Below are 15,065 nucleotides of genomic sequence, written 5' to 3' on the forward strand. Positions count from 1 at the left end.
ATAAAACCCGCATTACCAGTTATCGTTTCATTCCCCTCCGTTTCATTTCCTCTTCCATTTGCTCGAGGAATTCCTCGTTGCTCTTTGCAGACTTTAATTTTCTCAGGAAGCGATCGAAAAAGTCGTTGGAATCCTGCATTGTTTTACGGATCGTCCACATTTTATCCAGGTGGCTTTTATCAACCAGCAATTCTTCTTTTCTTGTACCGGACCGTAAAATATCGATCGCGGGAAAAATCCTGCGTTCCGCCAGGCTGCGATCCAGATGCAGTTCCATATTGCCCGTACCCTTGAATTCTTCGTAAATAACATCATCCATTCGTGACCCGGTATCAATGAGTGCGGTAGCAAGAATCGTGAAACTGCCGCCTTCTTCAATGTTTCTTGCTGCACCGAAAAATCGTTTTGGACGGTGAAATGCGGCAGGGTCAATCCCACCGGAAAGGGTCCTTCCGCTCGGCGGAATCACCAGGTTATATGCCCGGGCAAGCCGGGTAATACTGTCCATCAGCACAATGACGTCCCGTTTATGCTCAACAAGCCGCATGGCCCTTTCCAGCACGAGCTCGGACACTTTGATATGGCTTTCCGGTACTTCATCAAAAGTGGAACTGACTACATCGACATCTTCGTGTACAGAACGCTCAATGTCGGTCACTTCCTCCGGACGCTCGTCCACCAGCAAAATAATCAGCTTGGCCTCCGGATGGTTTTCCGAAATGCTGTTGGCAATTTCTTTTAGCAGCATCGTTTTCCCGGCTTTCGGCGGTGCTACAATTAAACCACGTTGACCAAAACCTACCGGTGTCATCAGATCAATAATCCGTGTGGAAATTTTCCTCGTGTTGGTTTCCAATGTCATTGCACGTTCCGGATATAGTGGCGTCAATGCCGGAAAATGTACACGCTCCTTGGCGGTTTCCGGGTCATCCCCATTAACCGCATCCACGTGAAGGAGACCGTAATAACGCTCATTTTCCTTCGGTGGTCTTACTTTTCCGGACACCTTGTCCCCGTTCCGCAAATCAAAACGGCGAATTTGTGAAGCGGAAATATAAATATCCTCTGCACTCGGTGAATAATTGATCGGACGCAGAAAACCAAAACCTTCAGAAGGAATGATTTCCAAAATCCCGTCCATAAACAGATAGCCGTCTTTTTCTGCCTGTGCTTTTAATATCGCAAATATTAATTCTTTTTTTGTCAATTTGGCATAGTAGGAAACTTTATATTCTTTCGCTAATGTGTAAATTTCTTTCAATGTTAAGGTTTCCAAATGAGAGATTGTTAATGCCATGTAATCACCAACCTATCTAACTGTTATTATTTTTCAGGTAAGAAAGCATGAATTTCCTGCCCGCACAAAAAGTGCTTTGAAGCGGTACATCACAAATCGTTGACCTGGGGAATCCGCATGTAAGTCTTGTAAACCAGGGCATCAAGCTTCCAAATATACATTACATTTCAGGAATTACTTTAGTGGTAAGCCAATTCCTTCATTTTTGCTTAGTTATTTAACCAAAATCAGAAGCGCCCCGACTGTAGCATCTTATCTATATTGAGATTCCTTACTGCTATGGAAGGTCATTACCGGATCTGGCAAGAAGAAAGATTTAGAAGCTAGATTAGAAGTCCGTATCGGGAAAACCCGGCTCATTATGTCAAATGACACAGATGCAAAGCCGGCAAAATAGTTTACCGTCAAGGCTGCTGTACACCTTCATTATTCTTAATCAGTCAAGCATTCAAATACATGTCAAGAGGGTGAGCATCCTTTTTTAGAACTGAACAGAAAATATAGTGAGCAATTTAATCTTACTCTTTTATTTATTAATATTCAACACTATTTTTTAAATTTAATAGAAAAGGAAGCCAGGATATAAATACAGGCTTCCTTTTCCTGATTCTCAACCGGATATTACGGGAAAGTACGGTTTCATGGGGGTATACTCCAGTCTGTCCATTTCAACTTATTCCCATACTGTATTCGTTTATTTTTTTCTTATCAATCCATATTAACCTTTCATGACAAGATCAGGCTTTTTCTGCAGGCTGTGCTGCCCATCAATAAATCGGACTGTTCCGCTTTTTGCCCGCATGACTACTGTTTGTGTTGTTGCTTTCACACCTTTAAACTGGACCCCTTTTAATAATTCACCGTCTGTTACACCGGTTGCAGCAAAAATAGCATCGTCCCCGCTGCAAAAGTCGTCCATGTAATAAACCTTGTTGATATCGGTAATTCCCATGCTTTTGCAGCGCGTTTCCTCCTCTTCATTGGATGGTACAAGTCTGCCCTGTATTTCCCCACCAAGACATTTCAGTGCAACGGCTGAAATAACGCCTTCAGGAGCACCGCCAATACCCATTAACAGGTCGACGCCGGTTTCTTCAAAAGCGGTATTAATGGCTCCCGCCACATCCCCGTTTGGAATTAATTTAATTCTGGCACCTGCTTGTCGGATTTCTTCAATTAATTTACTGTGACGGGGACGATCCAGGACCGTTACAACCACGTCTTCAATATTTTTATTTTTTGCTTTTGCCACAGCACTTAGGTTATCGATCGTAGGGGCATTTATATCTATTTTCCCAACGGCTTCCGGGCCTACAGCAATTTTATCCATATACATGTCCGGTGCATGCAATAAAGTTTTTTCATCTGCAATGGCAATGACTGACAGTGCATTCCATGTGCCCTGCGCAACAATGGAGGTTCCTTCCAATGGGTCGACGGCTACATCAACACCGGGGCCATCTCCGGTACCGAGCTTTTCTCCGATATAAAGCATCGGTGCCTCGTCCATTTCCCCTTCACCAATTACAACGGTTCCTTTCATTGGAATCGTATCAAATACCATACGCATGGCTGAAGTTGCCGCATCATCCGCTTCCTCTTTTTTGCCCCTTCCCATCCAGCGGGCTGATTTTAAAGCCGCAGCTTCGGTCACACGTACTAATTCCATTGTTAAGCTTCTTTCCATTATTTCCCTCTCCTCGTTAGTAAGCTTCTTAAGTATTTTTTCTGCATAAGTACAAGAGCCTTTAGGCAGACCAATTTTGGTCTACCTTCAGTTGCGTACCCTTGCGGTGATGAAGTTGTCACCTTAAAGCTTAGTGACAGCCAGGCCTTCTAATGTAAAACATTGGTAGTTATGAGTTTTGAAATTGAATTATTTCATCCTCTGTCATCTCTTCACGCCACACTTTTGCGCCAAGATGATTTAATTTATCAGTTATCTTTTCATAGCCTCTTTCGATATGCTCAATACCGGTTATTTCCGTAATCCCATTTGCCATCAGGCCGGCAATAATCAGGGAGGCGCCTGCACGCAAATCAGTTGCCTTCACCCTGGCCCCTTCCAATTGAACCGGGCCGGAGACAATGGCAGATCCCCCCTCCACTTTTATCGATGCATTCATCCTTCTTAATTCATCTATGTGCTTTAAACGGGCGGAATAAATTGTATCTGTCACCACACCGGTGTTTGCCGCTTTCGTTAAAAGGGAGGTGAATGGCTGCTGAAGATCCGTGGGAAACCCGGGATAGACGAGTGTTTTTATATCCACGCTTTTAAGAACTTTCCCCGGTTTAATTAATAACTGTTCATCGCTTTCTTCCACGGTAACATCCATTTCCCGCAGTTTTGCGAGCAGCGATTCCAAATGCTGCGGGATAACATTATCAATTACCACTTCTTTACCCTGCGCTGCTGCAGCAATGGTATATGTACCTGCTTCAATCCTGTCGGGGATGATTGTATGTTCGCAACCGCTTAAGTGGGGCACCCCTTCAATGCGGATCACATCCGTGCCCACCCCTTTAATTTTTGCACCCATATTAGTAAGGAGAGTAGCAACATCAATGATTTCCGGTTCCTTGGCAGCATTTTCAATAATCGTCTTTCCTTTTGCTTTCACTGCAGCAAGCATAATATTGATTGTCGCACCTACACTGACCACATCCAGGTAAATCCTTGCCCCTTTTAATTCATTGGCACGCAAGTAAATGGCACCCTGTTCATTGGTTACCTCGGCACCAAGCGCTTCAAATCCTTTAATATGCTGGTCAATGGGGCGCGGCCCGAGAAAACATCCTCCCGGAAGCCCAATGACTGCTTTTTTAAACTTCCCAAGCATGGCTCCCATGAAATAATAGGATGCACGGAGCTTTTTGACTTTTCCATTTGGCAATGGCATAGAAATCATGTTTGCCGGATCAATATGAACAGTCTGTCCGTCCCAGGAAACCGTTCCGCCAATTTCCTCCAGCAATTCCCCTAGCGTATACACATCGGAAATATCCGGTAACCCTTCAATCGTAACATCCGAATCTGCCAATATGGCTGCAGGCAATAAAGCTACAGCACTGTTTTTCGCACCACTGATCCTCACCTGGCCATGGAGTAGGTGACCACCTTCAACTAGCATTTTTTGCATATCCTAATTTACCCCGCTTTCATGGGGTCTGACCCCTCAATTCCGAATTTTCAAACAAGAGCCAATCCCATTTAAGTTTTTCTTTAATAGTTTGGGCAATTTTGTCTTCATTTATGAGTATTTAGGCTTTATTCCAATCTGCCAGGAATTTTTCGATTCCCTGATCTGTCAACGGGTGTTTCACAAGCTGCTCAAGTACTTTATAAGGTATTGTGGCTATGTGTGCTCCATTCATGGCAGCGTCGATTACATGTAATGGATGGCGGATGGATGCAGCAATAATCTGTGCACGGATGTCATGTTTCTCAAATATTTCGGATATCGTTGCAATCAATTCCATTCCATCGTGGCCTATATCATCCAGGCGGCCAAGAAACGGGGATACATAGGTAGCACCTGCGCGGGCAGCGAGCAGAGCCTGATTGGCATTAAAAATCAATGTGACATTCGTTTTTATGTTCAAATCACTGAATGCCTTCACTGCTTTTAAGCCTTCGAGTGTCATCGGCACCTTCACCGTAATATTCGGAGCAATGGCTGCCAGTTCTTTTCCTTCACTGATCATCCCTTCCGCATCTTCTGCAATAACTTCGGCACTGACGGATCCGGACACCTCAGCGGTAATTTCACGCAGACGGTCATGGAAGGACACACCTTCCTTGGATACAAGACTTGGATTGGTTGTTACACCATCCAAAATACCAAGTTCATTTGCCTCTTTGATCTCTTCAATATTTGCTGTATCTATAAAAAACTTCATCAGAATTCCTCCTTCGTTCATCTATGTATTTAATGGCGGGGTCACACACCCAACGTTGTATTCACGAATAATGAATCTCTTTCGTTTTCCAAGAAAACGGATACCTGTTGCCATGCGCCGGGACGATAAACCTGGGACTGCGCTACATACTAGTCCCACTGTAATGATCTGTGTCCGTGTCCCTGTTATTAGAATACCAACAACGGGAATGATAAGCAACAATCCCGGGGTATCAGCCGATAATATTTTTGACTGTCTCCACAAGCTGCTGTATGTCAAATGGCTTTGCAAAAACTTCTTTTACGAGATGAAAACCATCCAGTTCTTTTTCAACTTCGTCACTGAGACCACTCATGACAATAATCTTCGTCTTCATATTGTCCCTTTCCAGTTTTTCAAGAATTTCCATTCCGTTCATTATAGGCAGATTATAGTCAACAAGCACTAAATCATACTCATTTTTATAAATTTTATTTACTGCTTCTTTGCCGTCTGCTGCAGTGGTAATTTTATATCCTTCGTTTTCAAAAATATCCGTTAATAGCATTCGAATTCCAGGCTGGTCGTCAATAATCAGTATTTCTTTCTCCATCACCAAGCTCCTTCTTTCCCCCAAAGTAGCTTACCTTACTGTCCCATTTACAAGGCACGTTTTTTCTGTATCTTTGTTTTTCTATTTATCATACCTATTCTATGACAACAGTTAAAAATCCTTCTTTTACAAATAAAAACAAAAAGACTGCTTAACCCGGTTAAACAGTCTTTTATATGCTCATATTATTCTTTTTCGGATTCACGGTATGTTACCGATGCGCCGATAAATCCTTTGAAAAGACCCTGAGGCCTGGTTGGACGAGAAGAAAATTCCGGGTGAAATTGAGAGGCAACAAACCATGGGTGTCCTTCAATCTCTATTGTTTCCACGAGCCTGCCGTTTGGGCTGAGTCCGGAGAAAATAAACCCGTTTTGTTCCATTTGATCCCGGTATAAATTATTAAATTCATAACGATGGCGATGCCGTTCATGGATAACATCTTCATTATCATATGCAGCTTTTGTCTTTGTTCCGTCCTTCAGTTCGCAAGGGTAAATGCCAAGCCGCAATGTTCCCCCGAGTTCTTCCACTTCTTTTTGTTCCGGTAAAAGATCGATGATGGGATGCGCAGTAGCCGGATTAATTTCAGTGGAATGAGCCCCTTCCAATCCAAGCACATTTCTGGCGAATTCCACCGTCGCCAGCTGCATACCAAGGCAAATGCCCAAGAACGGAATATTGTTCTCCCTGGCATATTGAATGGCCGTAATTTTACCTTCAATCCCTCTGTCTCCAAAACCGCCGGGAACAATGACACCGTCTACACTGGCAAGTTTTTCCCTGATCTCTGCTTCCGTTGATTTCTCCGAATTGATCCAATGTACTTTAATGTCTGCATCAAAATCAAATCCTGCATGCTTCAAGGCTTCCACAACGGAAAGATAGGCGTCCGGCAGTTCCACATATTTGCCGACCAGGCCAATCTCCACACATTTGGACAGATTATCCACTTTCTCCACGAGTGCATTCCACTCTTTCATATCCGATGGTTTACAATCCAGGTTGAAATGGTCACATGTAATCTGATCCAGGTGTTGGGCTTGGAGGGAAAGTGGCACCTGATACAAATTCCCCACATCCTGCATCTCAATAACTGCCTGTTTATTAATATCACAGAACAAAGCAATTTTTTCTTTCATCTCTGCACTGATTTCCTGCTCTGTACGCAACACAATTACATCCGGCTGGATGCCCAGCGAACGCAGCTCTTTCACACTATGCTGCGTAGGCTTTGTTTTCATTTCACTTGCTGCTTTGATGTATGGGACAAGCGTACAGTGGATGTACATGACCTGCTCTCTGCCGGCATCATTTTTTATCTGCCTGATCGCTTCCAAAAACGGCAGAGATTCTATATCCCCAACCGTACCACCGATTTCCGTAATGACAACGTCGGCATTGGTAGCCTCTCCAGCACGGAATACCTGCTCCTTGATTTCATTTGTAATATGCGGAATAACCTGGACAGTCCCGCCAAGATAATCTCCGCGTCTTTCTTTTCTAATGACGCTGGAATATACTTTTCCGGTTGTAATATTACTGTACTTATTCAGATTAATATCTATAAAACGTTCGTAATGGCCCAAATCCAAATCCGTTTCCGCACCGTCTTCGGTTACAAATACTTCTCCGTGCTGGTAAGGACTCATGGTCCCGGGATCCACGTTAAGATATGGATCAAACTTTTGAATGGTCACCTTTAACCCGCGATTTTTTAATAACCGCCCCAGTGAAGCAGCAGTAATGCCTTTTCCCAATGAAGATACAACGCCGCCTGTTACAAAAATATACTTTGTCATGATTCATCCTTCTTTCCTGCAGTATTCTATTTTAGTATTTCTTTTTTATCAAAGCGTATGATGCATTCCTGTTCATAAAAATAAAAAACGAACAATTTACATGTCTTTCGAATCTTGATTCCGAAAGACATTAACAACAATTTATAGAAAAAAAGCTTTAAAAACAAAAAACGTCTCCCCCTGAAACTGGGGGAAACGCTGTAATTACACTTATAGAGCCCAATAAAAATTGTACTCATCCTCGGTCTAAAAGTCAAGCTTGCTTTCTTTAAATTTTATCCTCTTCCTCTTCCGCTTCTTCTTCAAATTCAACGTCGAGTTCATCTACAACTTCTTCTTCATCAAAGGATTCAATGATTTCATCCATATCTTCATCCGGGATATCGAGCTCTTCTCCTTCCAATTCAACCACGTCTTCTTCTGCTGCTTTTTTCTTTTTCTTCTTTTTCTTTTTAGGAGCTGCAGCAACATCTTCATCAATCTTATCTACTGGATACCAGCGTTTCAAACCCCATTTATTGGAACCAACAGTAAGAAAACGGCCATCCACATTTAAATCTGTATAAAATTGAGCAATCCCTGCTTGCTGATCTTCTTCGGATAAATTTTTAATCTCAGCGACCTTCGCGTAAATGTCCTGAAAATCCATTGTTTTTTTCTCATCCATCAATAATGCGTTCGCCAGTTCAATCTTGGACATTCTTTCCAGTTCTTCGTGGCTGTACTTTTTCAAGCTCACGGTCATGCACTCCCTTTACTTATATATTGAAGGCTGTTGCTATGGTTATTCACTACATTATATTTCTCGAATTATACTATTTTTTAAGCTTATGCTAAACCATACCATACATTATAAACAAATCTTTACCAATTATGCCAGAAAAAAATTTAAAAAAACGGCTTTTTTTCTTTGTTTTTTTATGTCGGACATTGCCCTGCGTATAAAGCCTCCCTGCATCTACGGTTTGAAGCTGCTCCTCGCACATTTCAAAACTTTGGTTGCATATAGCCCCGGGTATTACATAGAAACCTTTGTTCAACAGGGCAGTAATTTACAATCACTATTTTTCATTATGTAACCGTCAAGAAAAAAGCTGAGATAACAACTTTCCCAGCTTTTTTCACTGTGATTCCATGCTTTTTCGTTTCGAGCTCTCCAATATAGGGAGAAAATCTCTCCTTTTTTATGATAATAACCACTAGCATTGCATTAATTAAAAATAAAAATTAAGAATACCCAAAACTTTCGCTAATTTACTGTTATCCAAAGAAAAAGTCCTTTATAATGGATATAGTCAGGTGGTAACCCGTCCAAATCCACTAATAAAGGACACAACATATGGACAAGATTACACGAAAAACTTCATTTGGGCAATGGTTTTCACCAATAAACCTTCAATTATTTGAAGAACAAGTGAAAACGATGAAATTAGATTACTATACGAAAAAATTAACGACAGAGTCATTCCTAAAGTTATTGCTTTTTGCACAGCTACAGGAAGTGGAAAGTTTGCACGCGTTAGGCGATAGTCTTTTCGATGATCAGCTTCAGAAGGAAATAGATCTTGATTCTATCAGTATTTCCCAGCTGTCACGCCGATTGAACGGTTTGAACCCTAATATATTTCAACGGCTATTTCTTGATTTGGTGAGTCAAATTCATGAGAAAACACATGATTCAAAAACTGCCATGCCATTGAAAATCATTGATTCGAGTACTTTACCACTTAATTTAACCAATCATAGGTGGGCAAAATTTCGTAAAACAAAAGCTGGTGTAAAGATACATCTACGTCTTGTATTTATGGAAAAAGGAGTATCTTATCCCGAAAAAGCCGTTTTGACTAATGCGAAAGAACATGATCGCAACCAGCTTGAAGTCATGGTCGATGACAAAGAATGCATGTATGTGTTTGATCGAGGCTATCTGGATTACGAGCGATTCGATCGCATGACGGATGATGGCTACTTTTTCCTTAGCAGACTCCGAAAAAATGCTTTTATACGGGTGGTTGAAGACTTTAAACTACCTGATGATTCAGCTGTTTTATCGGATCAAATGGTGGTGATCGGTACAACGCAAAACCGTGCCGAGAATTACTTTCGCCTCATAAAAGTTGTAGATTCAAACGGAAATGAACTTCTGTTAGTTACAAATCGCTTTGATTTGAGTGCTGATGAAATTTCAGAGATGTACAAATCACGCTGGGCCATCGAATTGTTTTTTAAATGGATAAAACAACATTTAAACATTAAAAAGTTTTATGGTCAAAGTGAAGCAGCAATCCACAATCAGGTGTTTATTGCACTCATTGTGTTTTGCTTAAATGTACTCGCTCAAATCGATACAAAGAGTAAGCGAACTATCTTACAAATCAGCCGATTTTTAAGAGCATCCCTGTGGAAACCAGCATATATCTGGCTTCTGAAAATAGAAGGAAGAGGTGCTTCTTAACAAACAAATTGTCGCTGTCACATTAGTCTAATTGAATTTCCAAATGGATGGAGCCACCTTTGATTGGGTATTTACTTTTTTGGCTCTAATTTGGATAGTGATAAAAACTGAAAATTGGATAAATATTTATGCAACGCTAGTGGATAATAACATATTATTTTATATCCTTATTTCATTGCTTCCATTCACCCGTAAACAGCTTAAAGGGCAAAACTATTTGCATTTATAATCAAGTTTCTAACCCCAGTCTATTTTTAATATCACGCTCATAATCGATTTCCAGTGTATAATGATCTATATTATGCTTTTTAAGTTTACTTTGTATTTCGTGCTGAAATTTACTTTTATCTTCCGTATCAGCAATCTTAAAGTACAATACTGAGTCAGTATTATTAACTGAATAGGCATTAACCTCATGATCTATCCATATCTCTTCAAGTATTTGAGATAAACTCTCATCTTTTCCTTCGATAGCAGCATCAGTTCCAAATTCAGAAAATAATGATACAAAAACAATCAAGGAAACAAAAGAAATAACAATGTATGGTTTTTTCACTTTATAATCCTCCCATTTAATTAAAATTATTCTTTAAAGAACATTATCTCAAAAAAGTATAATCAATTCAATGAATTACTAAAGGAAAATAATAAACCAGTGAGAATATACTATTTTTTTATTATTTTACTATTTTTAGAAGGATTATCCTAATTTATGTAGAAATTGTTTATTAAAAGGGAAAGGGGGTGTTAGTTTTAGTTTTGATTAAAAAAAAGATTTGATACTAGGAGGGTATTTATGAAATTAAAAATTATGCTGTTGTCCTTAGTTTTTGTTTTAGGTTTATCTTTATTAATGACACCGAGCATTAAAGTTAATGCAGAATCGATCGAGAACTACGAACCGGTACTTGAATTTTATGATGAGAACAATGAACGTATTTACCCTTATTCAGAAGAAGAGTTAAGATCAATTCAAAATATCTTAGAACAAGATTGGACTATTTACACATTTGGAGAGACTCAGATTACTAACACTGTTTTAATACGTCAGGGGTTTAATTTTTTTAATCCTGGAACAATTCTTTTGAATACATCCGGTACTGCTAACTCTGTTAGGGTAGAAGCATATTATCCTGGTACAACAGATCTAGCGGGCAGTGTAAATGTGCCAGGTGGATGGACAGGAGGAATCCATGTCCCCTTAACATTTTTAGATAGGGGTCAATCTTATTATCTTCAACTTCGCAATAATGATCCTGGAACCGCCCATTTTGACGGAGGGCAAGTTTGGTATGATGGGTAAATAATTTAAACTGTAACACTTAAGAAAAATCTATAATAAAGAACCAGGTAGTTCTTGCCTGGTCCGAAGCATTTTCAAACTTATTTAATGGAAGAATATATTATTGAAAAATAAAAAAAGTACCATTCACAGCAGGCAGGCAAAACTGATGATTACTTTTTTATTCCTAATTGATTATTTAATGTAAAGTGGATCCAGATAATCAAAATCTTCATTTTGATCATCCAAGGCTTTATACTCCTTAAAATCTTTATCTGTAATCCCCTATCATCCTCAGGTACAAAATTGTCAATGATTAAAATGTCCTCATAAAAATTAAACCCCTCTTTAAAGAGGGGTAAATCACATGGTCCAAAGATCAATCCGTCCTCCACTGTATAATTGAACTTTTAGAACTATATATGCTGTGCCAGGCTCTATATTGGAGAGTGTGATTATAATCCTGGGTCAAGGCTGGTTCAGAAAATATCTTACATATTCCTTCTGTATTGACCGCCAACCTCATAAAGAGCTGTTGTAATCTGGCCAAGGCTTGCCACTTTTACTGTTTCCAGCAGCTCGGCAAAAATATTTCCGCCGGAAGCAGCCACTTCTTTTAATCTGTTTAATGCTTCCTCTGTTTTGTCTTTATGCGTTTCCTGGAATTTACGCAGCTCGCTGATTTGATGTTCTTTCTCCTCTTTTGTCGCCCGTGCCAGTTCCATGGAGTTAATTTCATCCTCGGATGGCGGATTCGGGTTCAGATACGTATTCACCCCGACAATCGGCAATTCCCCGGAATGCTTTTTACCTTCGTAGTAAAGAGATTCTTCCTGGATTTTTCCGCGCTGATACTGGCGCTCCATCGCACCAAGCACACCGCCGCGGTCGTTCATCTTTTCGAATTCCTGCAGCACGGCTTCTTCCACAAGGTCTGTCAACTCTTCAATAATAAAGGAGCCCTGCAGGTTGTTTTCGTTTTTCGTCAGGCCGAGTTCCTTGTTGATAATCATCTGGATGGCCATGGCTCTTCTTACGGATTCTTCCGTTGGCGTCGTGATTGCTTCATCGTATGCATTCGTATGCAGTGAGTTTGTATTATCCTGGATGGCCAGCAGTGCCTGCAAAGTAGTCCGGATGTCGTTAAAATCAATTTCCTGCGCGTGCAGTGAACGGCCGGATGTCTGAATATGGTATTTCAATTTCTGGCTGCGTTCGTTTGCCCCGTATTTATCACGCATGGTAATCGCCCAAATTCTGCGGGCAACACGGCCGATCACGGAGTATTCCGGATCAAGCCCATTTGAGAAGAAGAAGGACAGGTTTTGGGCAAATTTATTCACATCCATGCCTCTGCTCAAATAGTACTCGACATAGGTGAACCCGTTTGCCAATGTAAAGGCAAGCTGGGTAATCGGATTTGCTCCTGCCTCAGCAATGTGATAGCCGGAAATAGACACAGAATAATAGTTTCTTACATCATTTTCTATAAAATATTCCTGAATATCCCCCATCATTCTTAAGGCAAATTCTGTGGAGAAAATACATGTGTTTTGTCCCTGATCTTCTTTTAGAATATCTGCCTGTACCGTACCACGGATGACGGAGATCGTTTCTGCTTTTATTTTTTCATATTCTTCCTGTGACGGTTCACGTCCCTGATCTTCTTTAAACTTCGCCACCTGCTGATCAATGGCCGTGTTGAAATACATAGCCAGAATAATCGGCGCCGGACCATTGATGGTCATGGAGACGGATGTAGTCGGACTTGTCAGGTCAAAGCCGTCATACAGCTTTTTCATATCTTCCAGGGTACAGATGTTTACACCGCTCTCCCCGACTTTTCCATAAATATCCGGACGGTGCGCCGGGTCTTCCCCATACAGTGTCACCGAATCAAAAGCCGTGGACAGGCGTTTTGCCTCTGCGTCTTTGGACAGATAGTGGAAACGGCGATTCGTCCGTTCCGGTGTCCCTTCCCCGGCAAACTGGCGAGTAGGGTCTTCCCCTTTTCGCTTAAATGGAAATACGCCTGCTGTGAATGGAAACGCACCTGGCACGTTTTCCTTCATCAGCCACAGCAGGCGCTCTCCCCAATCCTGGTACTTCGGAAAAGCTACTTTCGGTATTTTCAAACCGGATAAGGATTCTGTCACAATATCCATTTCAATTTCTTTATCGCGAACTTTAAATGTCATCTTTTCCTGCCCGTAGCGATCTTTCGTTTCATCCCATTTATCCAGCAGATTTCTTGATCGGGCATCCAGTTGTTCTTCATATTGATCAATCGTTTGATCAATCACCTCTGTCCCGCTGTCGGTGCCGATCACCTCTTTTGCCCCCTCCAGCTGATAAAGCTTTCTGGCCGCATCACTTTGCTCTTTTGCATGTTTATGATAGTTGCGCACATGGGCAGCAATTTCCTGCAAATAATGTCTCCGTTCATTCGTAATGATCATATTATCTTTTTCGGCAATGACATGTCTTTCAAAATCAACGTCTTCATTCCAGCCATAGCTTTCATTTAATTTATCGATGAGGGAAGCAAATAAGGCATTGGTTCCCTTATCATTAAACTGACTGGCAATCGTGCCAAATACAGGAAATTTCGTTTTATCTTGATGGAACAGCATATGACTGCGCTCATACTGTTTACGCACCTGATTCAGTGCATCTTCCGAACCCTTTTGTTCAAATTTATTAATCACAATAAAATCGGCAAAATCGATCATATCAATCTTTTCCAGCTGGGTCGGTGCCCCGAATTCCGCTGTCATGACATACATGGAAAGGTCTGTGATGTCGGTAATTGCTGCATCCCCCTGGCCGATCCCGCTTGTTTCCACGATGATAAAGTCGTATCCGGAAGCGCGAACGACATCAATGACTTCCTGAATCGCCTTAGAGAGCTCATCCCGGGAATCCCTTGTCGCCAGGGAACGCATATATACTCGGTCGGTAAATATGGCATTCATGCGAATACGATCCCCCAGCAAGGCACCCCCGGTTTTCTTTTTCGTCGGATCAATCGAAATGATCGCTACTTTTTTATCCGGAACTTCATTAATAAACCGGCGGATCAATTCATCGGTCAGGGAACTTTTTCCTGCTCCGCCAGTACCTGTAATGCCGAGCACAGGAATATTTTTATTGCCTTTTTCCCGCAGATCGCTCAGTACCTTCTGTTTATCTTCCTCACTGACCGATTCACTTTCCACATAAGTAATAAATTTGGCGATGGTTTTCCTATCCCCTTTGAGCAATTCTTCCTGATCTTTCACCACATCCAGTGGCGGAATGTAGTCACATTCTTCGAGCATGAGATTGATCATGCCCTGCAGGCCGAGTTCACGGCCATTGTCCGGTGAGAAAATACGGGAAACGCCATATTCCTCCAACTCTTTAATCTCCCGGGGAATGATGACACCGCCACCGCCGCCGTAAACGTTAATATGGTCAGCTCCAAGCTCCTTCAGCAAATCGACCATGTATTTAAAATATTCCACATGCCCGCCCTGATAGGAAGAGATCGCTATTCCCTGTACATCCTCCTGCACGGCTGCATGGACAACATCCTCCACCGAGCGGTTATGGCCGAGGTGAATCACTTCTGCTCCGCTTGCCTGCAGAATTCTCCGCATAATATTAATGGACGCATCATGCCCATCAAAAAGACTCGACGCTGTTACAAACCGCACCGGATTTTTTGGTTTATAGGTGGTTGGCTGTTCCAC

The 15,065-nt window shown here is 41.5% G+C and carries 11 protein-coding genes; 2 read left to right on the top strand and 9 right to left on the bottom strand.

The features are described 5' to 3' along the window. Window positions 1–19 precede the first annotated feature (19 nt). The 7 genes from rho to rpoE form a co-directional block, all read right to left on the bottom strand. Entirely contained in the window at window positions 20–1,297 is a 1,278-nt protein-coding gene (rho, locus tag ACZ42C_RS11935; RefSeq protein WP_461180087.1) for a transcription termination factor Rho, read from the bottom strand. A 718-nt stretch (window positions 1,298–2,015) separates the two neighbouring features. After that, entirely contained in the window at window positions 2,016–2,984 is a 969-nt protein-coding gene (gene glpX, locus ACZ42C_RS11940; RefSeq protein WP_461180086.1) for a class II fructose-bisphosphatase, read from the bottom strand. Window positions 2,985–3,153: 169 nt separating this feature from the next. Beyond that, window positions 3,154–4,440: a UDP-N-acetylglucosamine 1-carboxyvinyltransferase gene (locus tag ACZ42C_RS11945; RefSeq protein WP_461180085.1), complete on the bottom strand. Its 1,287-nt coding sequence runs from the start codon at window positions 4,438–4,440 to the stop codon at window positions 3,154–3,156. A 121-nt stretch (window positions 4,441–4,561) separates the two neighbouring features. Further along, window positions 4,562–5,200, bottom strand: coding sequence for a fructose-6-phosphate aldolase (fsa, locus tag ACZ42C_RS11950; protein WP_461180084.1), 639 nt, complete (start codon window positions 5,198–5,200; stop codon window positions 4,562–4,564). Window positions 5,201–5,432: 232 nt separating this feature from the next. Next, window positions 5,433–5,792: a response regulator gene (locus tag ACZ42C_RS11955; protein ID WP_461180083.1), complete on the bottom strand. Its 360-nt coding sequence runs from the start codon at window positions 5,790–5,792 to the stop codon at window positions 5,433–5,435. 185 nt (window positions 5,793–5,977) lie between these two features. Beyond that, window positions 5,978–7,594 carry a CTP synthase gene (locus ACZ42C_RS11960; protein ID WP_461180082.1) on the bottom strand — a complete coding sequence of 539 codons (1,617 nt, stop codon included), beginning with the start codon at window positions 7,592–7,594 and terminating at the stop codon, window positions 5,978–5,980. A 268-nt stretch (window positions 7,595–7,862) separates the two neighbouring features. Further along, window positions 7,863–8,333 (bottom strand): DNA-directed RNA polymerase subunit delta, encoded by a 471-nt coding sequence (gene rpoE, locus ACZ42C_RS11965; protein WP_461180081.1) that lies wholly within the window; start codon window positions 8,331–8,333, stop codon window positions 7,863–7,865. 600 nt (window positions 8,334–8,933) lie between these two features. Between rpoE and ACZ42C_RS11970 the strand changes: the two genes are divergently transcribed. Beyond that, window positions 8,934–10,049 (top strand): IS4 family transposase, encoded by a 1,116-nt coding sequence (locus tag ACZ42C_RS11970; RefSeq protein ID WP_461180080.1) that lies wholly within the window; start codon window positions 8,934–8,936, stop codon window positions 10,047–10,049. A gap of 229 nt (window positions 10,050–10,278) precedes the next feature. On the opposite strand, the gene ACZ42C_RS11975 is transcribed toward ACZ42C_RS11970, so the two are convergent. Beyond that, the gene (locus ACZ42C_RS11975) at window positions 10,279–10,605 is read right to left on the bottom strand and encodes a hypothetical protein (protein ID WP_461180079.1); all 327 of its coding nucleotides are present in this window, start codon (window positions 10,603–10,605) and stop codon (window positions 10,279–10,281) included. A 240-nt stretch (window positions 10,606–10,845) separates the two neighbouring features. Here ACZ42C_RS11975 and ACZ42C_RS11980 point away from each other — a divergent pair, with 240 nt between their 5' ends. Then, window positions 10,846–11,352 carry a hypothetical protein gene (locus ACZ42C_RS11980; RefSeq protein WP_461180078.1) on the top strand — a complete coding sequence of 169 codons (507 nt, stop codon included), beginning with the start codon at window positions 10,846–10,848 and terminating at the stop codon, window positions 11,350–11,352. Window positions 11,353–11,822: 470 nt separating this feature from the next. Here the strand turns inward: ACZ42C_RS11980 and icmF are convergent, their stop codons facing one another. Next, on the bottom strand, window positions 11,823–15,065 hold the full coding sequence (gene icmF / locus ACZ42C_RS11985; RefSeq protein ID WP_461180077.1) for a fused isobutyryl-CoA mutase/GTPase IcmF: 3,243 nt from the start codon (window positions 15,063–15,065) through the stop codon (window positions 11,823–11,825).

It is taken from the genome of Virgibacillus kimchii, from assembly GCF_055379185.1.